General features: G+C 54.3%; 25 protein-coding genes. 19 read left to right on the top strand and 6 right to left on the bottom strand.

Annotated features, from left to right (window positions below; all coding sequences use genetic code 11):
- Positions 1-40 precede the first annotated feature (40 nt).
- Positions 41-3,487, bottom strand: coding sequence for a pyruvate carboxylase (locus tag HGBM_RS23205; RefSeq protein ID WP_019123482.1), 3,447 nt, complete (start codon positions 3,485-3,487; stop codon positions 41-43).
- Positions 3,488-3,746: 259 nt separating this feature from the next.
- Here HGBM_RS23205 and HGBM_RS23200 point away from each other — a divergent pair, with 259 nt between their 5' ends.
- The 3 genes from HGBM_RS23200 (at position 3,747) to tpx (ending at position 5,725) form a co-directional block, all read left to right on the top strand.
- On the top strand, positions 3,747-4,553 hold the full coding sequence (locus HGBM_RS23200; protein WP_019123481.1) for a lipid II flippase family protein: 807 nt from the start codon (positions 3,747-3,749) through the stop codon (positions 4,551-4,553).
- Positions 4,554-4,604: 51 nt separating this feature from the next.
- The gene (locus tag HGBM_RS23195; protein ID WP_019123480.1) at positions 4,605-5,123 is read left to right on the top strand and encodes a hypothetical protein; all 519 of its coding nucleotides are present in this window, start codon (positions 4,605-4,607) and stop codon (positions 5,121-5,123) included.
- An 86-nt stretch (positions 5,124-5,209) separates the two neighbouring features.
- A complete protein-coding gene (tpx, locus tag HGBM_RS23190) occupies positions 5,210-5,725 on the top strand; it encodes a thiol peroxidase (RefSeq protein WP_019123479.1) in 516 nt (171 codons plus the stop codon).
- A 73-nt stretch (positions 5,726-5,798) separates the two neighbouring features.
- Here the strand turns inward: tpx and map are convergent, their stop codons facing one another.
- A complete protein-coding gene (gene map / locus HGBM_RS23185; RefSeq protein ID WP_019123478.1) occupies positions 5,799-6,545 on the bottom strand; it encodes a type I methionyl aminopeptidase in 747 nt (248 codons plus the stop codon).
- Positions 6,546-6,740: 195 nt separating this feature from the next.
- On the opposite strand from map, the gene HGBM_RS23180 reads away from it, so the two are divergent.
- Complete coding sequence (locus HGBM_RS23180) at positions 6,741-7,646, top strand: RluA family pseudouridine synthase (protein WP_019123477.1); 906 nt, start codon at positions 6,741-6,743, stop codon at positions 7,644-7,646.
- 35 nt (positions 7,647-7,681) lie between these two features.
- Here HGBM_RS23180 and HGBM_RS32175 read toward each other — a convergent pair whose 3' ends face one another.
- The gene (locus tag HGBM_RS32175) at positions 7,682-7,813 is read right to left on the bottom strand and encodes a hypothetical protein (RefSeq protein ID WP_261798194.1); all 132 of its coding nucleotides are present in this window, start codon (positions 7,811-7,813) and stop codon (positions 7,682-7,684) included.
- A gap of 175 nt (positions 7,814-7,988) precedes the next feature.
- Here HGBM_RS32175 and HGBM_RS23175 point away from each other — a divergent pair, with 175 nt between their 5' ends.
- The 4 genes from HGBM_RS23175 (at position 7,989) to HGBM_RS23160 (ending at position 9,847) form a co-directional block, all read left to right on the top strand.
- Entirely contained in the window at positions 7,989-8,324 is a 336-nt protein-coding gene (locus HGBM_RS23175; RefSeq protein WP_019123476.1) for a PspC domain-containing protein, read from the top strand.
- 77 nt (positions 8,325-8,401) lie between these two features.
- Positions 8,402-8,572, top strand: a complete 171-nt coding sequence (locus HGBM_RS31155; RefSeq protein WP_019123475.1) for a hypothetical protein — start codon at positions 8,402-8,404, stop codon at positions 8,570-8,572.
- 196 nt (positions 8,573-8,768) lie between these two features.
- A complete protein-coding gene (nadE, locus tag HGBM_RS23165) occupies positions 8,769-9,521 on the top strand; it encodes an NAD(+) synthase (RefSeq protein ID WP_019123474.1) in 753 nt (250 codons plus the stop codon).
- A gap of 98 nt (positions 9,522-9,619) precedes the next feature.
- The gene (locus HGBM_RS23160) at positions 9,620-9,847 is read left to right on the top strand and encodes a hypothetical protein (protein WP_019123473.1); all 228 of its coding nucleotides are present in this window, start codon (positions 9,620-9,622) and stop codon (positions 9,845-9,847) included.
- A gap of 226 nt (positions 9,848-10,073) precedes the next feature.
- On the opposite strand, the gene HGBM_RS23155 is transcribed toward HGBM_RS23160, so the two are convergent.
- Positions 10,074-10,553: a DUF2062 domain-containing protein gene (locus HGBM_RS23155; RefSeq protein ID WP_019123472.1), complete on the bottom strand. Its 480-nt coding sequence runs from the start codon at positions 10,551-10,553 to the stop codon at positions 10,074-10,076.
- A 178-nt stretch (positions 10,554-10,731) separates the two neighbouring features.
- Between HGBM_RS23155 and HGBM_RS23150 the strand changes: the two genes are divergently transcribed.
- The 7 genes from HGBM_RS23150 to HGBM_RS31955 all read left to right on the top strand — a co-directional run bounded on the left by HGBM_RS23150 (position 10,732) and on the right by HGBM_RS31955 (position 16,334).
- Positions 10,732-11,382 carry a DedA family protein gene (locus HGBM_RS23150; protein WP_019123471.1) on the top strand — a complete coding sequence of 217 codons (651 nt, stop codon included), beginning with the start codon at positions 10,732-10,734 and terminating at the stop codon, positions 11,380-11,382.
- On the top strand, positions 11,379-11,909 hold the full coding sequence (locus HGBM_RS23145) for a YkvA family protein (protein WP_019123470.1): 531 nt from the start codon (positions 11,379-11,381) through the stop codon (positions 11,907-11,909). Before HGBM_RS23150 ends, HGBM_RS23145 begins: the two co-directional genes overlap by 4 nt.
- Before the next feature lie 26 nt (positions 11,910-11,935).
- The gene (locus tag HGBM_RS23140) at positions 11,936-12,883 is read left to right on the top strand and encodes a 3'-5' exoribonuclease YhaM family protein (RefSeq protein WP_019123469.1); all 948 of its coding nucleotides are present in this window, start codon (positions 11,936-11,938) and stop codon (positions 12,881-12,883) included.
- A 165-nt stretch (positions 12,884-13,048) separates the two neighbouring features.
- The gene (locus tag HGBM_RS23135) at positions 13,049-13,969 is read left to right on the top strand and encodes a hypothetical protein (protein ID WP_019123468.1); all 921 of its coding nucleotides are present in this window, start codon (positions 13,049-13,051) and stop codon (positions 13,967-13,969) included.
- Positions 13,966-14,208 carry a hypothetical protein gene (locus tag HGBM_RS23130; RefSeq protein WP_019123467.1) on the top strand — a complete coding sequence of 81 codons (243 nt, stop codon included), beginning with the start codon at positions 13,966-13,968 and terminating at the stop codon, positions 14,206-14,208. Before HGBM_RS23135 ends, HGBM_RS23130 begins: the two co-directional genes overlap by 4 nt.
- A gap of 88 nt (positions 14,209-14,296) precedes the next feature.
- Positions 14,297-15,391 (top strand): SEC-C metal-binding domain-containing protein, encoded by a 1,095-nt coding sequence (locus HGBM_RS31960; protein ID WP_019123466.1) that lies wholly within the window; start codon positions 14,297-14,299, stop codon positions 15,389-15,391.
- The gene (locus tag HGBM_RS31955; protein WP_019123465.1) at positions 15,375-16,334 is read left to right on the top strand and encodes a hypothetical protein; all 960 of its coding nucleotides are present in this window, start codon (positions 15,375-15,377) and stop codon (positions 16,332-16,334) included. Before HGBM_RS31960 ends, HGBM_RS31955 begins: the two co-directional genes overlap by 17 nt.
- 53 nt (positions 16,335-16,387) lie before the next feature.
- Here HGBM_RS31955 and HGBM_RS23120 read toward each other — a convergent pair whose 3' ends face one another.
- The gene (locus HGBM_RS23120; RefSeq protein ID WP_026074621.1) at positions 16,388-17,608 is read right to left on the bottom strand and encodes an MFS transporter; all 1,221 of its coding nucleotides are present in this window, start codon (positions 17,606-17,608) and stop codon (positions 16,388-16,390) included.
- Positions 17,598-18,458, bottom strand: coding sequence for a carbon-nitrogen hydrolase family protein (locus tag HGBM_RS23115; RefSeq protein ID WP_019123463.1), 861 nt, complete (start codon positions 18,456-18,458; stop codon positions 17,598-17,600). Before HGBM_RS23115 ends, HGBM_RS23120 begins: the two co-directional genes overlap by 11 nt.
- 120 nt (positions 18,459-18,578) lie before the next feature.
- On the opposite strand from HGBM_RS23115, the gene HGBM_RS23110 reads away from it, so the two are divergent.
- From HGBM_RS23110 to HGBM_RS31150, 4 genes are all read left to right on the top strand, one after another.
- Positions 18,579-19,256 carry a GNAT family N-acetyltransferase gene (locus HGBM_RS23110; RefSeq protein WP_019123462.1) on the top strand — a complete coding sequence of 226 codons (678 nt, stop codon included), beginning with the start codon at positions 18,579-18,581 and terminating at the stop codon, positions 19,254-19,256.
- A 256-nt stretch (positions 19,257-19,512) separates the two neighbouring features.
- Complete coding sequence (locus HGBM_RS23105) at positions 19,513-20,955, top strand: LCP family protein (protein WP_019123461.1); 1,443 nt, start codon at positions 19,513-19,515, stop codon at positions 20,953-20,955.
- Positions 20,956-21,171: 216 nt separating this feature from the next.
- Positions 21,172-21,480 carry a hypothetical protein gene (locus HGBM_RS23100; RefSeq protein WP_019123460.1) on the top strand — a complete coding sequence of 103 codons (309 nt, stop codon included), beginning with the start codon at positions 21,172-21,174 and terminating at the stop codon, positions 21,478-21,480.
- A gap of 128 nt (positions 21,481-21,608) precedes the next feature.
- The gene (locus HGBM_RS31150) at positions 21,609-21,779 is read left to right on the top strand and encodes a hypothetical protein (protein ID WP_019123459.1); all 171 of its coding nucleotides are present in this window, start codon (positions 21,609-21,611) and stop codon (positions 21,777-21,779) included.
- The last annotated feature ends 180 nt before the right edge of the window (positions 21,780-21,959 follow it).

The following is a 21,959-nucleotide window of genomic DNA, read 5'->3' as shown; positions in this document are numbered from 1 at the left end:
ATCCCGGATGCTGAAGAAAGCTCCGGGATTTCGCATGTCGTTATTCCAGTTCCATTAACAGATCGCCGGCTTCGATCATATCGCCTGCTTTCACGTTAATAGCCTTTACCTTTGCATCGGACGGTGCCTGCAGGGTCGTTTCCATTTTCATCGCTTCACTGACCAGCAGGTGTTCTCCCTTGCGCACTTTGTCGCCGACTTCCACCAGCACCTTCAGCACCTTGCCGGGCATCGATGCACCCAGCTGGTTCGGGTTTTGCGGGTCGGCCTTGACTCTTTGCTTCACGGTCACCTGTGCGGCTTGGTCGCGGACGACGATTTCCCGGGGCTGTCCGTTTAATTCAAAGTAGATGATCCGCTTTCCGTCAGGCTGCAGATCGCCAATCGCAACCAGCTTGATGATCAGCGTCTTGCCTCGTTCGATGCTGACGGCAGTCTCTTCGCCGGGACGCAGGCCGTAGAAGAAGGTAGGCGTGTCGAGATAAGACAGGTCGCCGTACTCTTTCAGGCTCTGGTCGTACTGCAAAAATACCTGCGGGTACATAATGTAGGAGAGAACGTCCAGCTCGCTGGCCTCCCGTCCGATCTTGGCCGTCAATTCCTCCCGTACTTTGGCGAAATCGACGGGCGCCAACAGCTCTCCGGGGCGGGTGGTAAAGTACTCGCGCCCTTTCAGCACGATTTGCTGCAGACGCTTGGGGAAACCGCCAGGCGGCTGTCCGAGATATCCCTGGAAGAACTGGATGACGGAATCGGGGAAGTCGATCCGCTCCCCTTTTTCATAGATGTTTTCTTCCGTCAGGTTGTTCTGCACCATAAACAAGGCCATGTCGCCGACCACTTTGGAAGACGGGGTTACCTTGACGATGTCGCCAAACATCCGGTTTACTGTAGCGTACATCGCCTTCACTTCGTCCCAGCGCCCCTCCAGACCGACCGCTTTTGCCTGCTGCTCCAGATTGGAGTACTGGCCGCCCGGCATTTCGTGTACGTAGACCTCGGCGTTGCTGGCTTTCAAGCCGCTCTCGAAGCCCTGGTAGTAGGGGCGGATGTCCTCCCAGTAGTCAGACAGCTTGTTCCACGCTGCCAGATCGAGGCCGGTCTCCCGCTCGCTGTGCTCCAGGGAGGCGATGAGCGCATTGATGCTCGGCTGCGAGGTGAGGCCGGACAGTGAGCTGACACAGGCGTCGACGATGTCCACTCCCGCTTCGACGGCTTTTACCAGAATGGCCGCGCCGTTACCGGACGTGTCGTGTGTATGCAGATGAATCGGGATGCCGATCTCCTGTTTCAAAGCCTTCACCAACTGATAGGCGGCATAGGGCTTGAGCAGGCCGGCCATATCCTTGATCGCGAGGATCTGGGCCCCTGCCTTTTCCAACTGCTTCGCCAGATCGACGTAGTAGCCGAGCGTGTACTTCGTCCGGTTCGGATCGAGGATGTCTCCGGTGTAACAGATCGCCGCTTCGGCGATTTTGCCGGTGTTGCGTACGGCATCGATGGCGACGCGCATGCCCTCCAGCCAGTTGAGGCTGTCAAATATCCGGAAGACGTCGATGCCATGCTCCGCAGACGCTTTGACAAACGCCTGAATGACGTTGTCGGGATAGTTGGTGTAGCCTACGGCATTGGCGCCGCGCAGCAGCATCTGGAACAGGACGTTCGGAATCTTTTCCCTCAAGAGGGCAAGCCGGTCCCAAGGCGATTCGCGCAAAAAGCGCATGCTCGTATCAAAGGTGGCGCCGCCCCACATCTCCAGCGAGAAGAGGTCGTGGCCCAGTTTGCCCGTCGCTTCCGCAATCGCCACCAGGTCATAGGTGCGGACGCGGGTGGCGAACAGCGACTGATGGGCGTCCCGGAAGGTGGTGTCGGTGAGCAGCACCTTGTTTTGCGCCTGGATCCATTTGATCAACCCATCGGCGCCTTCCCGCTCCAGGATCTGTTTCGTCCCCTCGGGATAAGGCTGCGAGAACGGGGTTCGCGGGATGCGCGGATAGTCGAAGTGCGGCTTTTTCTCTGTCTTCGGTAGTCCCGGATAGCCGTTGACCAGCGTGTTGCCGATGTAGTGAAGCAGCTTCGTGCCGCGGTCCTGGCGTCCGGGGAAGACGAACAGCTCCGGCTTGGTGTCGATGAACGACGTATCGTAGTTGCCGCTTAAAAAGTCGGGATGGGTGACGACGTTTTCCAGGAACGGCAGGTTGGTCTTAACACCGCGGATGCGGAATTCGCGCAGGGTGCGCAGCATCTTGCGCGATGCTTGTTCAAAGGTATCGCCGTAAGTGGAAATCTTCACGAGCAGCGAATCGTAGTAAGGAGTGACATTGGCGCCGGGATACCCGTTTCCTCCGTCCAGCCGCACGCCAAAGCCTCCGCCGTCGCGCCAGGCAAGAATTCGTCCCGTATCGGGGGCGAAGCCGTTTTCCGGGTCTTCTGTCGTCACCCGGCACTGGATGGCGTAGCCGCTCATCTTTATGTCCTCTTGGGAGTGAATGGAAATCCTTGGGTCTGTCAAGGCATGTCCTTCCGCGATGAGGATTTGCGTCTGAACGATGTCAATGCCCGTGATTAATTCGGTAATCGTATGTTCAACTTGAATTCGTGGATTTACTTCGATAAAATAGTATTTCTGATCAGGAGTAAGCAAAAATTCGACGGTTCCGGCATTGCTGTAGCCGGCCTGCTTCATCAGGGTGAGCGCAGAGCGGCAAATCGATTCGCGAAGTTCATCGGTCAATGCCAGGCTGGGCGCTACTTCCACGACTTTTTGATGGCGGCGTTGCACAGAGCAATCCCGCTCGAACAGGTGGACGACATTGCCGTACTGATCGCCGATGATTTGCACCTCGATGTGCTTGGGGTTCTCCAGGTAACGCTCCAAATAGACAGTGGCGTTCCCAAAGGAAGAGCGGGCTTCCGAACGCGCCCGGTCAAGCGCATCCTGCAGCTGATCCTGGCTGCGGACAATCCGCATTCCGCGGCCGCCGCCGCCGGAGACGCCTTTGATGATGATCGGGTAGCCGTGTTCTTTTGCAAACAGCATCGCCTCTTGCAGCGATTCAATGGGTTTGGGAGTTCCCGGGATGACGGGGACGCCGGCTTCGACAGCCAGGTTGCGAGCCGCCACCTTATCGCCAAATTTTTCAATCAAATCGGAGGCGGGACCAATAAAGATGATGCCTTCCTCTTGGCAGCGGCGGGCAAATTCGGCATTTTCCGCCAAGAAGCCGTAACCGGGGTGAATCGCATCGATCTCGTTGCGCTTGGCGATCTCGATGATGCTTTCAATGTCCAGGTAAGCTTCAATCGGTCCTTTCCCTGCACCGACCAGATAAGATTCGTCAGCTTTAAAACGGTGAAGCGATGTGTTGTCCTGCTCCGAGTAGATAGCGACAGTCCGAATGCCGAGCTCAGTTGCAGCCCGAAAAATTCGAATGGCAATTTCGCCGCGATTGGCGACGAGCAGTCTGTTGATTTTTCTGATCCGCATGGTTTTCTCCCCCTTGGCTCTCCGTCTTTTGAGGTGTAAAATCTCTTTGTATAGTTCAAATATACATAAAATCGCAACATTTTTCATCCGTTTTCCCAGTATTTTTACCGGATAATGATGTAAACGATGTGGGTGCTGCTTTCTATTCGCCGAAATGGGGAAGAACTGGAGACGAAGGCAGAGCGCAAATATGGTACACTAGTGATTGTTCGTTTGGGAAGCATCAGATGCTTGGGTTAGGTAGGAGTGTACGAGAATTATGGAATTGCTGATCGTCATCACAATGACTGCGCTTATTAGCTGCATCGACACCGTCTCATATGCTGCGCGCCTGTCCGCCGCCCGCACCCGCCGCGTCGGCGCATCCGGCTCGCTGTTTAATATTCTCGTCATTTTTTCGAGGTTCGCCGTCATGGCCCAGATGCTGGTCCTGGGCTGGATGCTGGACCGCGCCATTCACTTGGGCAGAACGGATGAGCTGTTTTTCCAGCTCCGCTTTGTCTTGCTGTCGATGAGCGGCGGGATTGTCGTAGGGATGCTGATCCTGCCGTCTGTCGCGCGGATTTTGGCGATCGGGACATTGAAGCTGGACCAGCATGGGAGCGTGCCGAAAATCGTCTTCGAAGAGGGGCTGTTTCGCACGCTGCGAAAGCTTCCCTCTCAGTTCTGGCTGCCTTCTTTTCGCGCCAATTGGCGGCAGATCAGAGCTGCCGATCTGACGTATTCTTTTCTTTTGATGAATGCCGTCATCTTTTCCTTTTATTCGATCGCCAATCTCTCGGCGCTGCTGGCCGGTGCGATGGTCCCCGGGTTTCGTTCGTTTGCCCAGCAGATGGCTTCGGTCATCAACGGTGTCGGAACGATCCTCCTGGTGATCTTCGTCGACCCGCTCAGCGCCAAGCTGATGGATGACGTGGTCATCGAAAAAAGGCCGCTGCGCGATCTGAAAGCGGCTGTCTTTCAACTGGGCGTCGGCCGCCTGCTGGGTACGTTCATCGCCCAACTGCTGCTCTGGCCGTTTGCCTACTTCATCAAATGGGTGGTCCTGCTCTTTCCGCCCGCTTGAATACCGGTCCCATCCTTCGTCGAGAATGGTAGATAGGGAAGGAGGGTTCGCATGCAACTGATGGAAAAAGAGGCCGCCGAGATCTGGCGGCTGTTGATCCCGCCCAGGCACTGGCTGTTTTCGGACGAGTTGCCCAGGGACGAGTTTATCTTCACCTATCGCGGGAAAATCTACTTCGTCAATAATGACGGCTCCGTACTGTCGATGGAGAAACCGGCCTGCCTGGAATTGATGAAACTGGGCGACCTGCTGGATCACCTGGTCTTCTCCGACGACACGTATGACTTTGACGACAACGGCATATTTGACATCGGCACCATCCTGCGCCATATGGGCTACGTGGTTCCCACCGACCGCAAGCAGGAGAGGGGCACCTACCTGATCGAGATCGTCAACACGCTGGACCCAGATGTGCTGGTAATCCGCTACGAGCTCAGGCAGGTCAGCTTTGTCTTTGCCCTCTATCACGCCATGATGCGCTGCCGTGAGTTAAACGAGAAGTCCGGCTGGGAATCCGAGCATGAGGTAAAAGAGATTTCGCGCCGGGCGGACACAGTCCTCCTCCAATGAGCCCTTGCGCATCCAGATAGTGAAAAGTAAAGGGAAATCGGGTATGATGGTATGTGTACATACTTTACTCATGAGGAGGAATTGCAATGACAGTAGAACGTCATGGCATCGTTACTTTTAAAGACCAGCCGGTTACCCTGCTCGGACCGGAGATCAAAGTAGGGGATAAAGCACCTAACTTTACGGTGCTGGCAAACAACTTGACCCCGGTTACGCTGGACGACTCGAAGGGCAGCGTACGGATTATTTCTGTAGTCCCTTCGCTCGATACCGGTGTGTGCGACGCTCAAACCCGCCGCTTCAACGAAGAAGCCGCCAAACTGGAAGGCGTCAAGATTTTGACCATTTCCGTCGACCTGCCGTTTGCACAAGCTCGCTGGTGCGGTGGCGCCGGCATCGACAAGGTGCAGACGCTGTCCGACCACCGCGACCTTTCCTTCGGTCTGGCTTACGGTGTAGTGATTAAGGAACTGCGCCTGCTGTCCCGCGCTGTATTCGTCATCGACGGGAGCGACAACGTCGTCTACGTTGAATACGTTCCTGCAGTTGGCCAGCATCCGAACTACGAGGCAGCTATCGAAGCGGCCAAAGCTGCAAAGTAAACTTCTTTGCGAAAAAACAAACAAGCCTTTCCTTGCGGGTGCGGGGAGAGGCTTGTTGTCTGTTTGCCGCATCCTACTGCTCCGTCAGGATCAGCGGACCGTCGCTGGTTATCGCGATGGTGTGCTCGTACTGGGCAGACAGGCCGCCGTCGATCGTCCGGGCGGTCCAGCCGTCGTCGTCGATGGTGGCGTGGTAGCTGCCCGTGTTCAGCATCGGTTCGATGGTCAGCACCATGCCTTCTTTCAGGCGGGGTCCCTTGCCGGGAGGGCCGTAGTGAGGAACGTACGGATCCTCGTGCATCTCTTCCCCGATGCCGTGGCCGGTAAAATCGCGGACGACGGAAAATCCGTTGGCTTCGGCAAAGGTTTGAATGGCGTGCGAGATGTCACCGATGCGGTTGCCGACGACTGCCTGTTTGATCCCGAGATACAGCGCTTCTTTGGTCGTGGCGAGCAGTTTCTTTGCCGTTTCGGAAACGTTGCCGACCGCGTACGACCATGCGGAGTCAGCCAGCCAGCCGTTCAGGTTCACCACCATGTCGATGGTCACGATATCCCCGTCTTTCAGCGGCTCTTTGTTGGGAAAGCCGTGACAGATGACATCGTTGACGGAAGCACAAGTGGCATACGGGTAACCGTGGTACCCTTTTTGTTCGGGAGTTGCTCCGTGCTGCTTGAGGAATTGTTCGACGAACTGTTCGATTTCCCAGGTTGTCACACCCGGGCGGATTCTTTTCCGAATCTCTCGATGGCACGCGGCCAATATCTTGCCGGCAGCATGCATATATTCAATTTCTGCTTTTGTCTTCACGACGATCACCCAGACCTCACCCCGTTGGATAAATTCATTTGCTTTGTAAAAGAAACTTTCTTGATCAATCTATTGTAACATATTCGGATGATCGGCATGCGACAACACAAAACGGTCATGAGCGTTTTGTGGACCGCAAGCGGTCACATCCATGTTTTATGAAATCATCGAGACGTTTTTCACAAAAAAGGGGAGGTAACAGCCATGCTACTGCAGTTCGAGGTGACGGAAGCTGACGAGGGAAAGACGATTCGCGATGTGCTGCAGACAGCGTATGGCGTGTCGAGGCGCTTGCTGACGCGCGCCAAATACGGAGGCAGTGTCTGTCTGAACGGAGCGCCGGCTTACGTCACGGAGCGCCTGAAAAAAGGCGACCAGGTAACGCTTGTTCTGCCGGCGGAGGAAGCAGAGTCGCTCGTGCCGCAGCCGATGCCGCTCGCCATACGACATGAGGACGAGGATCTGTTGATCCTGGCAAAACCGGCAGGAATGGTCGTTCATCCGACGCGAACCCATCCGGACGGCACGTTGGCAAACGGGGTTGTGGCGTATTGGCAGGCGAAGGGAGAAAGTCGGAAATTTCGCCCGGTCAATCGCTTGGACAAAGATACTTCGGGCCTGTTGATCGTCGCGAAAAACCAGTGGGCACATGAACAGTTCGCCCGGATGCAGCGGCAACGGACGCTGGGGCGCACCTACCAGGCGATCGTAGAGGGGCTTGTCGCGGATGAACAGGGGGTGATTGAGGCACCGATCGGACTGCGTGATGACTCGATCATCGTGCGGGAAGTGCGGCCGGACGGTCAGTATGCGAGGACGCATTACCGGGTGCTCGGCAGGGGAGAGGACATGACGTGGCTGGAATTGCATCTGCAGACCGGGAGGACTCATCAAATCCGCGTCCATCTGAGCTACCTGGGCCATCCGCTGGCAGGAGACGACCTGTACGGCGGAAGCCGGGAGAGAATCGGCCGGCAGGCACTCCACGCGGCAAGGCTGTCGTTTTGCCATCCGCGCTCGCAGGAAATGCTGACGCTGACGGAGCCGGTGCCCCCGGACATGGCTCAGCTGATCGGACAAATCGAAAGTCGGGACGGAGCGGATGAATAAAATGGGCGGCGGCTGGCACAAGCCACATGTCTGCCTCACCGCTTCCGCCAGATCGTTGAGTAATCAGACAGACTGCCTGGGCGCAGCGTTCTTTCGTACAGGCTGCTCGTGCCGAAGTTGGTCGGCGTGCCGTACGGCGTGAAGTTGGGTTCCGGGCGGTCGGGCAAATCACCTCATCCGTTAGCGTGAGCCCGATGTGCCGTTTTCATCCGGCAGCTTCCTCCCGTTCTTCTCCGTCCCGAGGCGGAGGACAAATCCCTCCGCAGCCAGTTTTGGCCGATAGGTTTGTTCGGATATCCTTAGGGTACAAGAGAAATCGGTTGTGGAAAGGAAGGATTGCAAATGAACCGCCTCTACCGCTCGCGTTACGACAAAAAGCTTTTCGGCTTGTGCGGAGGGATCGCCAAATTTTTGCAGATAGATGCAACATTGGTTCGCGTGATTTTTGTGCTGGTTTCGATCTTTACCGTCGTTCCTGTGTTTTTCTACTTTTTGCTCTCTTTTATCGTCCCGAAGGAGCCGAGTTATCCTTTCGCTGCCGACAGGTTCTACCGGGAGTTCCCGGACTTTGCAGAGAGTGACGAGCTGGACTGGGAGATTGACCGTGTCGAAAAACAGGCCCTGCAGCAGGAAGTGTACCGCTTGCGGGCGGAGTTATCCAAATTTCGATCACAGTGAAAAATCTTGTCAACAAATGTTCCCTCCTGAATACTATAGTAAAGGTACTGTTACATAGGAACAGGGAGGGAAGGTTAGTGTATCTCGGCGTGTTTGACATGAATCAGCGCTTAGAGCAAACTCGCAAGGTGCTGCGGGAAAAACAGCACCTAAAAAAGCTGATTGAAGAGGACATCCTCGAATTGGAGCGGGACGTCCGGGATTTGGAAAAGATGTTGGACACGAGAACTGATAAGGTGATCAGTTAGCCAACGCAAAAAGATGGTTCCGGATGGGAGCCATCTTTTTTTGGTTCGGACAGCGCGATCTTGTTTTGACGATGAACGGAGCGGGCCCTTTCGGCTGAAAAGTTCGACAATACCGCCGGAGAGCGGGGCAGATTGTCACCATCCGGCGCAAGTGATAGGATAAAATCAGAAACGAAAATCGACAGGGGGCAGGGCAATGGATACGTTTCAACAGCATTTACATAACTATCAAGCCACAGTAAAGAGCGACATGGAAAAGCGGATCGCTTTTATTCGCGACCAGATCGACGGCCAGGGTCTGGGAGGCGCCGTTGTCGGTATCTCGGGAGGAATCGACAGCGCAGTGGTTGCCGCTCTCTGTGTGCGCGCTCTCGGTCGGGAGCGGGTGATTGGCGTATGGATGCCTGCCAATTCGCTGCCGATCCACGCGGAGGACGCGGCCAAATTGGCGGAGGCGATCAACCTGAATCTCGTCACAGTGGATCTGGGCGCGACTTTTGAGGCGATCATGGGAGAACTGTCCAAAGTCATGACGTTTAACGACAAGACCAAAGGAAATACGAAAGCGCGGCTGCGGATGACCACGTTGTACGCGATTGCCAACGAGAAGGGATACCTCGTCGTCGATACCTGCAACTACAGCGAACTGTACATCGGCTACATGACCAAAGGGGGAGACGGCCTCGGCGACATCAACCCGGTGGCCAGTTTGACCAAGCATGAAATCCGCATTTTGGCTGCAGAATTAGGAGTGCCGGAGTCGATCCTCACCAAGGCCCCGTCAGCCGATCTCTGGGCCGGCCAAACAGATGAGCAGGAGATGGGCTTCACTTATGAGGAACTGGACCGCTACCTGATTACAGGCGAGACCACACCACAGGCGAAGGAACGCATTTTGCACCTGCACCGCATCTCCGAACATAAGCGAACACTGACCCCGGGAATCTAGAGGGCGTCGGCGCCTTTTCCGAGAGGCATGATTGCCAACCGGGAGGGATCGTTTATAATAAGGAGATAGAACAGTTCATAATAAAGAGGTGGAGATAAATGTCAACGACAGAGTTGCTGCTGAGCACAAATCTGGAGGGGCGCGTTTCACGCACGTTGAAGAGCTACTTCCGCAATGCCAATGACGTGCTGCTGCGGGAAAGCTTGCAGGCGACCGGACTTACGGAAGAGCACGTGGAAGAGATCATGTCCCTTCTCGGCAAAAACTACACGGTGAGTGAAATCATGGATATGATGCGCGGAAAAGGCGCGTTTCAGAAATCGTGATCACATCGCATGGGATACGGCCTGAACCATTTTTGTCTGGGATCAGGCCGTTTCGTTTTTTTTGGAAAGGTGCAGTTTTTCTATTTTGCCCCAACGAAAACCAGCATTTGGTCGATGAGCCGTTTTATGGAATAAAGACGGACAGTTCTGCTCTCTGTTGGTTTACCACGAATGTAAGCGAGCCAATTTTTCGGCTTTCACGGACAATTTTCACCAAAGCGAGGACCTATGCTTTTCCAGGGGAAAGCGAGCGGCGCGAACGTTTTTTGCGATACCACTGAAGTGCGGCGTAGACGAGGAAAAAACTTCCGATCGCGACGAAGAGTCCCATCACAGCGCTGCCGGTAAAGTAGACGAGGCTTCTTTGCACCCAGGCTACCCAGCGGGTAACCGATTCGTTGTTGTGTTTGATATGCTCTTCCAGGAGTTTGCCGATCAAAGAACTGCCGAGCTTGTAGTTGATCGCCATAAAGATCGGGAGCACGATTTTCCCAATGACAAATCCAACCAGCGAGGCGGAAAAACTGGAGCGGAACAGCAGGTTCATGGGGTATAGCAGAATGAATGCCAAACCGAACGTAGGCAGTGTGATGAACTCGATAAAAATCCCAACGGAAAAGCCTCTGGCGATAAAGGAGGGGGCACCCTTCATGCGAATCAGCTTGTAATATTCATACTTCAGTTTCCGGTATATCTTTCTCCACATGACGGCTTGTCTCCTCACGGTGTTTCTGTCGATTACCCCCATTATAACCGATAGGGCCACCGTAAGCCACGGCGTCGGCAATAATTTATTCTGGAAATGGACGGACCTGCTGCACTTTGCTTTCTCATGATCATTTGGCATAATGAAGGAATCATACCTGTGAAGAGTGGTGACATGGTTGGAGGAGCTGGTGCAAACATTCGGGGACTACATCACCGAATACGGGGTTGTAGCCTTATACCTCCTGTTTTTTCTCGGCATTCTCGGCATGCCGCTGCCGGAAGAAACGCTCTTGGTCTTTTCCGGTTTTCTCGTCTCGACCGGAAGGCTTTCCTATCTGCCGACCTTGATCGCCTGTTACCTGGGCTCGATCAGCGCGATGACGGTGGCGTATTGGATTGGACGCCTGCTTGGTTACTCGTTTATTGAACGTTATGGAAGCCGTTTGGGGCTTGGTTACAAATTGTATAAACGGACAGAGGAATGGTTTAACTGGATCGGCAAATGGATCCTGCTTGTCGGTTATTTCATCCCCGGTGTCCGTCAGTTTACCGCTTACTTCGCCGGCATCACGAAGCTGCCTTTTCCGACCTTTGTGCTTTTGACGTACGGCGGAGGACTGGTGTGGAGCGTGCTGTTCGTGACGCTCGGCTGGCAGCTTGGCGAACGCTGGGAGCAGGTGTTTGCCTTTGTGTCGCGCAACCTGGCGGTGGCTTTCCTGGTAGCCATCGTGGCGATCGTCGGCTTGGCCACGTTCAGCCAATATCGGAAGAAAGAGATGTCGAAAAAAAAGTCTCTGTCGAAACCAAAACAGGAGGGATCACAGTGAATGAGAACAGTCAGCATGAAGAAGAAACCAACCCTAACCTGCCCGTGCCGCGCGATTCGTACGAGCTTACCCCGATCCAGCTGCCTAAGGAGCACCAGCGATTTTACGACAAGCTGAGGGCCAAGATAGAAAAATTTATCCGCGACCGCGGACTCGGCGATAACGCCGCCGGTTTTATCCTGCTGGCCCCGGATCTGTTTGTGCTGCTTGCCCGGCTGCTGCGGGACAAGCGGGTGCCGCTTCAGGCGAAGACGATCGCCGGGGTGGCCGTCGCCTACTTTATCTCCCCGGTCGATTTTATTCCGGAAGCGATCGTCGGACCGCTGGGGATGATGGACGACGTCGTGCTCGCCGTCTTCGCCTTGCGTTCGATCCTCGTCGACGTCGACTCCAAGATCGTGGCTGAACACTGGAACGGTCAGCAGGATCTGCTCGAAGTGATCACCAAGGTCGTGAAACAGGCAGACGAACTGATCGGGAAAAATGTGCTGCGAAAAATAGAGAATCTGTTATTTGGTAAAAAATAGAATCTCAGGGAGAAGGAGAATAAAACGTGACTTGTTTGCTTGCGTGTGAGGAAGGGGAACGAATCATTGCCTTTTGCCTGGTGAAGAGCCGCGAGGTGGGCATCGCCAGCAACCAGAGCGAATACATGAATCTGGAGCTGTGCGACCGCTCAGGCAGCCTGAACGCCAAGATCTGGGACGTATCGGAAGAAGTGAAGGAGACGATTCAGGTAAAATCCATTGTCAAGATCGATGCGGTCGTCCAGAGCTACAGGGGGAAAAAGCAGCTTGTCATCCAACGGATCAGGCTGGCCACGGAGGCGGACGACGTACAGATCCAATCCCTGGTCCCTGTCGCCAAAGGGGATCTTGAGGAGATGTGGACAAGCCTGATGACGTATGCGTCCGGGTTGAAAAGCGACGTCTTGCGGGCGATCGTAGCCCATCTGATCTCCGACGAAGAGCTGAAGGGGAGACTGCGCAGTTTTCCTGCCGGAATCAAAATGCATCACCACTATTACAGCGGCCTGCTTGAACATACGCTGTCGCTTTTAAGAGCGGCGGAGAAGCTGCTGCCGCTCTATCCACAAGTAGACAAGGACGTGCTTTACGCCACTTGTATCCTGCATGACATCGGCAAGCTGTACGAGCTATCCGATCCGATCGCGCCGGAATATTCGACGCCAGGACAGCTTATTGGCCATCTTGTGATGGGGGTGGAGCTCGTCACCCGGGCGTGCCTCGCACTGGGAATCGATCTCGAAAACAAGGAAGTGCTGCACTTGAAGCACTGCATTCTCAGTCACCACGGCGACGTAGAAAACGGCTGGGGCAGCGCTGTATCGGGAAAAACCCCGACAGCCGTGCTGTTTCACTACCTGGATCAAATCGACAGCAAAATGAACGCGCTGGCAAATGTCCAGAGCGAACAGGCGGAAGACGAAGAGTGGGTATACGCCCCTGCGCTGCGGCGAAAAGTCTGGCGGGGGTACTAATCGAAAAACCGGCGGGAGGGAGCAGTTTTCGGGACTGCTCCTCTTGGCCGTCGGCTGGTTCTTCGCAAAAAATAGCCCGATTCTGTAGGAGTTTTGGCACTCATGTAGAATATTTATGTATTCCAAGCTGCTTGGAATAGACTTGGCAGTATGAGGAGAATGCAAATGAAACGGCCAAACTGCACGCCAGCAAGTATGATCAAGAAAGTCTTTCGGTCTGGGGAGCGTTCCTTGCCGCGGAACGAAGTGCTGGAACGCCTTGACGAAAGCTTGCATGCGGAAGGATTGACAGGCGACAGTTCAGAGCTTCTTGCCAAGGTTCTTCGGATGCCGCAAACGCCGGTGAGGGCAGGACGAACTGAAGCCATCATCGAGTTGGCTTATCAGCCGCACCAGGTGTTCGATTTGGCCTATCGGTTTTTGGCAGCTGCGCGGACGCCCAAATCGATTGAACAAATCATCCGCGAGCTGCGCAAGCAAACCCGTCTTTCCTGGAACCAGATCAGCCGTTTGTTGGTGCTGGAACGAGATCCTCGGTTTGTGCAGTACCAGGGGGACAACCGCTGGTATTTAACCGAGTGGAAACTGATAAACGACGAGGTATACGCATATGTCCAGACGCATCAGATCGAACGAATCCCCCTGCGGACGATACCGTACATGCTCGAACAAGGAATGGGCCTGACAGGCAAATCTTACATCTTCATTCCCGAGCTGGACGATCGCTTCCGGATTGAGGAGGATATGCTGTACTTTCCGTTGTCCAATGAAGAAGAGAGCCAGCCAGCCGACACTGGCGAGGCTGAGGTTGAACAGGCGAAACAAGAAACGGCGGCTGCCGCCGTACAAGAGGAGGAAACCCTTGTGAATACGACACATACATCGGTTTTGGAGGAAGTGCAACAATTGCTGCAGCGGGCGACTTCCCTGTTGGAGAGACGCAACGAGGAGATGGCACGTGAAGTCATTGTCCACTTTCAACAGAGCAATATGCAGGCGATTGAAATCCTGATGAATGAGAAACATAAAAATGAACAGGCAGCCCATGGGATTGCCCAGGTGCTGGCCGGGCTGGAGCAGCGATGATTACGACCGAGCCCATTTTTCGTTTGGAGCAGAGATTTGACATTTTGCGTGAAATCATTGCCACATACCGGGCTCGGCTAACAGAAATGGAAAGCGAAGTAGTTCAGTTATTTGCCTCTAGCGAGTTGGCTGCGATTGCCGATTGCATTCTGGAAAAACAGCGGATTGAACGGCTTGCTCAGCAGCTTGAGCAGTTTGTCCTCCGCTGGGAACTGGAATACGAACTGGGCATCGATTAGGCTGCTCGACTTTTTTAAAACAACCTCTGTCCAAGAGGATTGTCGTTATTCCCGAGCTTTTGTGGCGGGAAGAAAGGAGAACCACCCCATGTCAGTCGGAAGAAACGAGCTTTGTCCGTGCGGAAGCGGAAAGAAATACAAAAGATGCTGCGGGGTCGTGACTCCGATTACCCAAATCCGTTACGCTCGCGAGCAAAAAATGCGCAAACAACTGTCTTCATGGCAAGAGCGTTTGAACAGATACGTCTCTGTCGTGACGCAGGAGACAGCATTGGATCAGGCGAGAGAGCGCTTCATCCGCGAAGCTGGCCTGAGTGCTCAGGAGAGCGTGAATCCGCAGTGGACGGTTCACTTTTTCAATTGGTTCGTGTTCGACGACCAGACGAATGGCCCCACTTTGTTTGAGCGGTTTCTGCAGCACGAGGGAAGGAGGATGGAGGGCGACCTGAAGGAAGCGCTGCAGAGCCTCGTTCTCGATGCGTACCAGTTGGAGGAAATCGGCGCGGAAGTGCTGACCGTTCGACATCTGTCTACCGGAAATCTTCATTACATCGTCGATGCCAAGGATCTAGCAATCGAACCAGGACAAATTTTATTGGGGCGTTTGTTAAACATGGGTGCAAGGGATCTGTTGTACCCGGGCAGCCTGATTCTCCAGGCTCAGTTCAAGCAGCCGCTGCTGGCTCTCTTGAAGGACGAAAACACGAGAGGAGCCCGTACGCTTGCCTTGTACCGCCTGATACTGGAAAACCGGATCGAGACTGATGCTGCCGGGGATCAGGACAGTTTGATCCGCAACGTGTACAGCTGTCCGCAGCCGGATGACCTGAGAAAACAGCTGGGTTCGCTTGAGGCTTTCGAGCTGAAGATGCAGGATGAAGATGAAGAAATTTGGGTGTACGCACCGCACAAGGAGGAGTATCTGTTCTCCGAGTTAAACAATACGCTGCTGGCACTGCACGAGGTATCGGCAGAGATGCTCCTGACAGGAGGACAGCTGATATTGGAGGGATTTGCTCCCGATGTGGAGGCCGCAGCCGAGCAGCTGCAGCTGCCGCGGCCGCTTGAAGAAACGGCGATACAGCGGCTGACATCGACCAATTTAAGGCTGACCCGGGGCACTGTTTTTTATCACCAGTCAGCCGACACTGCCGCAGAAAGTCTTGATGTGGGCGGTTCGTAAGTACTTTGCGGAAAAGTGGCTGGTGACCCCGGCAGCGGGTTTGGATGGGCTGGCGCCGCTTCAGGCTGCCGCGTCTGATGCGCCGGCGATGAAGGAAAAGCTGCTGGCGTTGGTCCAAAAAGTGGAGAGTGACGGAGCGAAGGGACAGGGACCGGGCCGCTTTATGGAGATCGGAATGATCAGGCCCCGCCTTCACCTGCCGAGCAAGACAGTACATCTCGCAGATATGCTGACCCGTCCGCTGCTGAAAGGACTTCCGGAGAGCACCTATACCGTCCATCCTGAGCTGCTGAAGGATATCACGCGCTTTGTGGCAGAGATGACCGAGGGCAAATCGGAGGCTACGGTGAGGAAGTACGACGAGGTGATGAGCCTGTTCCGCTCATTTGTGCGCTCGGCGTTTGGACCTGCGTTTGAGTGGTCTTCCCTGCAGCCTGGCGAAGTGGCGTACTTCCTCGTACACGATATATATGAACGGGTAGACGTGCCCACCAAGACGCTGGCCGCCAATCTGTTGTCGGTGCTGGCCGCGTTCTTCAAGTGGGTGGATAAACAGCACAATACAGCACTGTACAGCAAGATGCAGCTGCTGCTCACCGAGATGAAGGATGACCTGGCGGAAGCGTACAGGCAGCGGACGATCCTGCAAAAAGAGGCGGTTCGCCATCTGCAGGATCAGCAAATGGAGCCGCAGGAGGCAGCGGAAGAGCAGCTGCTGCTGGTGGCCAAACAAGACTCCGGCTGGCTCGTCAGACGAAGCGGCTCGCAAGAAATCTCCCTTCACTTCGACCGGCCGGATGAACTTCGTCTCGGACAAGATTGGATGCTTTCGGGGCTGATCGGTCAAATGGAGGATGGCGAGTGGCGATTGTTTGGAACGCCGGAGCTGTACCCTCCTGCCGTCAGCAGGCTGCTCGGAGTAGGCGGCGGTGTGCTGGTATAAGAAAACAGGTCTGGGGCTTGTGCTCCAGACCTGCTTGTTTCGTTCAAAAAGAATTACGCCGCTGCCTTCTCCCACTCGGTGAGCGCAGCGTCTTTTGGCAAGAAAAAGCCGAGGGCTCCCAATGCCGGGAGAGCCGAACAGAGCAGCATGATAAACATCAGACCGTGGAGATCGGCGAGGTAGCCCAAGACCGTCGCACCCAAACCGCCCATGCCAAAAGCGAAGCCGATGATCAGTCCGGAAACGGTGCCGACACGGCCTGGCAGCAGTTCCTGGGCGTAGACGACGCTGACGGAAAAATTGGACAACAGTATAAATCCGGTCAGGAACAGCAGCGGGTATGCCCAGATTCCATGTGCGTATGGAATCAACAGGGTGAGCGGCAGCGCCCCGACGGTAGAGACAATCAAAAGATTGCGTTTGCCAAATCTGTCGCCAATCGGTCCGCCGAGAAAAGTTCCGATGGCGCCGGCAAGCAGGAACAGAAAAGCGAATATCTGGGCCTGATCGATCTGCAGGCCGTACGTCTTGATCAAAAACAGCGGGTAGAAGCTCTGCAAGCCGGCAACCACCCATGAGCGGACCGCGACGATCACGACGACCAGACAGAGGGCGATCATCCGCTTGTTCATATAGGACAGCCGAACTTCCCGTTTTTGCGCCTTGCTTTGGCGCTGCCGGCCGCGCGACCAAAACGCGATGTAGACCAGCACCGCCGCGGCAATCGTTGACAAAGCGGTAAACCAGGCTGCTCCCCCTTGCCCCAGCGGGACAAAGACGAGTGCGGTCATCAGCGGGGCCAGCGACTGTCCGACGTTGCCGCCAACCTGAAAGATGGATTGCCCGAGCCCCCGTTGGATTCCCGACGCCTTGTGAGCGACGCGGGATGCCTCCGGGTGGAAGACAGCCGAGCCGATTCCGACCATCCCGACGGCAGCCAAAAGCAGCAGGTAGTTTTCGGTAAAGGCGAGGGTGAGCATGCCCAGTCCAGATACCAGCATGGCAATCGGCATCGCGAATGGCAGGGGAATGCGGTCGGAAACGTAGCCGATCACGGGCTGAAGGATGGAAGCGGTCACGTTCATGACCAGCAGGATGACCCCCAATTGCAGGTAGCTGAGCATCAGGTTTTTTTCCAGGATCGGCAGGACGGCGGGGATCACGGCCTGTACACTGTCGTTTAACAGGTGGGCCAGACTGACGGCGAACAGAACCCGGTACACAGTCTGGCTGGCGTCTTTTGGCCCCGGTGCCGGTACCGCTCTACTTTCCATAGACGTCCGGACGACGGTCGTGCCATGGCCGGACCGACCCGTTTTCCCGGATCTCCCGCAGCATGGACAGGTCTACGTCGCCGAATATCACCATCTCTTCGTTTTTGATCCCCTGATTCACGATGCCCTGCGGCGGAAAAGGAACGTCACACGGCACCAAAATGGCCGCCTGCCCTACGTTGCTCTCCATGTAGCGGACATTCGGAAGATAACCTACCGTTCCCGTTACCGCAACGGATACCTGGTGCTCGATCGTGCGGGCGTGAGAGGTAAAGCGGACGCGGTAAAAACCCTGCTCGTCATCTGTGCACGAGGGGCAGAAGAGGAGTTCCGCTCCTTTTTGCACGACCGTAGAGACCGCCTCCGGAAACTCGATATCGTAGCAAATGACGATCGCGATCTTGCCGTACTCCGTTTCGAAGACGCGGAAGGCATCGCCGGCGTCCAGCTTCCAGTCGTTTTTTTCCGTAGGCGTCAGATGTACTTTTTCCTGAACCTGCCGGCTTCCGTCGGGAGCGAACAGGTAGGCGGCGTTGTACAGTCCGGGTTTTGTCTCCAGCGAACCCACATGTGTTCCTGCTATAATGTACAGGTTGTGCTCTTTGGCGAGCCGGGTAAAGAGTACGATGTACGCCTCCGTGTATGCGTCCAGTGACCTGATCGCACGCAGCGGATCGCGGTCGGGTGCGATCGAGAGCAGCTGCGTTGTAAAAAGTTCGGGAAACAACAAAAATTTTGCCCCAAAGTCAGCTCCAATCTGAACATGGCTCTCGGCCTGCTCGGCAAACTGCTCAAAGGAACTGATCGGTTTCATCTTGTATTGCACGGCTCCAATGCGAATGCTGGGCACTCAGCTCCACTCCTTTGGGATGTTTTTTCTTTATCATAGCAAACGCCGTCAGTTGAGAGAAATACAAAATCGAGTAAGATAAAAGAAACCGATCATGAATGGCCAAAAGGAGGATGGACTTTGCGTTACCGTCACGTCGTCTATCAAGACAAGCCGTACGAATTGCTGGTGCGGAACTACCAGGTGGAGGACTTTCCGGCGCTGTTCCAAGTGCAGCGGGAATGTTTTCCCGAACCGTTCCCTCAAGAGCTTTTGTGGACACAAGAGCAGATCGAAAGCCATGTGCGGCACTTTCCGGAAGGAGCGATCTGCGTGGAACACGACGGCAAGTTGGTCGGCTCGATTACCGGCCTGGTCGTCCGCTACCATCCGGGCGAACCCCATACCTGGTCGCAGATCACCGATAACGGCTACATCCGCAATCACGATCCGTCCGGGGACAGCTTTTATATCGTCGATGTCAGCGTGATGCCAAAATACCGCTCTCTCGGCCTTGGCCGCTTGTTGATGCAGGCCGTCTACTATGTGACGGTGCACAAGGGATTGGCCAGGGTGCTCGGCGGCGGGCGCATCCCCGGGTACCATAAGCTGGCCGATCAATACGATGTCCAGACCTATGTAGACAAGGTGGCTGCCGGTGAATTGACCGACCCGGTGATGACGTTTCTTTTGCGATGCGGACGCAGGCCCGTTCAGGTGATGGCGAATTACCTGGACGACGAAGAATCCTGCAATTACGCGGTCCTCATGGAATGGCTCAATCCGTTCTACGATAGTCTGATGTCGAAAAAAGTTTAAGAGAAACGTAAATCCTGGCGATTGTTTGCAAAGCCCTCCATGAAAGGATTTGTTCCATGTCTTGAGAGGGGCGCGCGGGCAATCGCTCTCGCTTTTTTGCAGTTTTTTCTACAAATAAAGTCAATCCCGTGATATAATAGCAACGAGTTTTTGACATGTGAAACTCCGGTACTATCTTGTCGAATCATCTGACAATGCGCAAATGCACATACATAACGTTTGCCGTGTACTTACATGCCAAGGAGATGAATACCTGATGCCAAACCCGCCCGCAAACGGTTCTGCCGTGCAGACGGATAAACGTGCAAAGCAGAAACGGCGCAGAAAGCTTCGCCGGATGGTCACACTATTTGTATTATTTGCGATTCTGCTGGTCGGCGGTGCCGCCGGTGCAGTTTATTGGAAATTGAACCAGGCGATCGAGAGTGTCGAAAACCCGTATGCTGAAACAAATGCGCCAACCAACAAGACATATGAACCGGAGAAGCCGCTGTCGGTCGTGCTTCTGGGATTCGACTCGCGGGAGGAGACCGGGTCGCTCAATACGGACGTGATGATGGTCTCGGTGATCAATCCGGCGACCAAAAAAGTCCAGCTGCTTTCCATCCCGCGGGACACACGGGTAAAAATTCCCGGATACAGCGGCTATTACAAAATTAACTCCGCCTTCGCCTATGGAGAGTCGGAGCGCCGCCGGGATGAAAGAAACGGCAAAGTGCCGACGGAAAACGGCGTAACCCTTACCAAAAAGACGCTGGAGCAGATGCTGGGCATTCCGATTCAGTATTACATAACCGTTGATTTTAACGGATTTAAATCGATCATTGACGAATTAGGCGGGGTAGAGGTGAACGTTGACAGCAGATTGGTCTACCACGACCCCACTGACGGGACCACCATCGATTTGCAGCCGGGGCTCCAGACGTTAAATGGCAAGAATGCCTTGGACTACGTCCGGCACCGTCACGACGACCGCGGAACCAAGTACTATTCCAGCGACTTTGACCGCAACCGGCGCCAGCAGGAAGTCATTAAGGCTGTACTCGATAAAATGACCTCTCCCGAGGGTTTTACGAAACTCTTTACCGTGATCGACGTTGCACTGAAAAACGTGAATACCGACCTTTCCCCAAGCCAGATAAAGGGATTGGCGAAAGATTTTAAAGGGTTCAGTTCCAGCGACCTGACAGTTCTGGACAGCGGCGCCTACTGGAATTCCAGCATCATGTACACCTTGCTGCCGGAAGAAAACCTGCAGGCGATTCGCAGCACATTGCAAACCGAGATGGGCATCACTTCCGCTGTCGCCGAGTTGGATGACTCATCTACAGGCAAGTACGTCAACGCGACAGCCAGCGGGACGAACTCTGTGAGCAGCAGCCGCAAGACGACCCGAACAGAGGTTCACAAGGTGGAGAAAGAACAGACGAAACCGGAGAAGCAGGCAGATCCTGTCGTCAAGCCGGAGGGAACGGAAGAGACCCCGGCAGATACACAGCCTCCGCTGTTGCCCGGCAACGAGAGTACAACTGAGCCGTCGGCAACGGACGGAACGCAGGAGGATAAGAAGGGGAATTCGCACAACTCCGGAACGTCCAAACCGGATCCGGGAACTGGCAATCCGCCGGATGCAGGGATCAAGCCGCCTGCGGAGCAAACAACGCCGCCGCCTGATATTCCCATACTGCCGCAAGCGTAACAAATCGCATATTTTGCACCCTTATTCCATCGGTCAGGGAAACGGCGACGGTTCCCGGCCGATTTTTTATGCGTTGATGGATTGACAAAGAGTTTTCTCGGCTGCATGGTGGAAAAATTGGTTTGCAAACCTGGAAAAAGTGATAAGATAGTAATAGATACGCAAAACAGACACTTCTGATAATTGGGGGAAAGGATTTTTTGAGGAGGGATTGGGATGACCCTTTTTTTGGTGAACGTCGGTCTTGTCATCTTGTTTATGTACCTGTTTCACCGCCGTCAAAACAACGATATTGTCTATGATGAGGAGTTTTTTCTCCAAAATCCCTCTGCTCTTGAAGAGTTTTTGCAAATGCCTCTTGAGTTTCAGAAAGCCTTTTTTCACAAGCATAAAGAATGGATCAAAAAGAAGTACATGGACGGAGAAAGTTACCTGCTCAGCTATTGTCCGAACAAGGAAATCCGGCGTGCCTGGTTAACCGAATTCGTCAACCGAAAAGATGTAAATACACCAACCCCTTCGTAAATGAAGGGGTTGTATTGTAAAGTGGATGGTCAAATAACAGGGAAAGTGGATGGTTTTTTTCTGAAGGAATCAAGTAAGATAGAAGATAGAAAAAAGACAGGGAACAGAAAGCAGGGGAGAGCTGATCCATGTTCATCATGATCTTGATATTCATCCTTGTCCTGGCGGCGGCAATCGGGACGATCTACGCCGGGATGAATCAAAATGAGGAAAATTACGGACAAAAAACGAAGAAAAATCTGACCAGGCTGACGTGGTTTTACGTGATTGGCACCATTTGCTTTATCGGGGTGTTCTAAATAAAGGGCAAACCCGCGCTCCACGAGGAGGCGGGTTTTTGATCGTTTGTTCTGCATCTTGGTGATCTGTCGGGATGTACAAATCACTGGTTTCCATTCACTAACTTCCTTTCTTCTCCCTCCAGTTATGATCGAGCGATCGCTCATTAAAGCCAAAAGACATCGCCTGACGCAAAAAAA

It is taken from the genome of Brevibacillus massiliensis (genome assembly GCF_000311785.1).
GTDB lineage: Bacteria > Bacillota > Bacilli > Brevibacillales > Brevibacillaceae > Brevibacillus_C > Brevibacillus_C massiliensis.
Note: the sequence above shows the minus strand (reverse complement) of the source record. Positions and strands in the feature narration are given on the sequence as shown.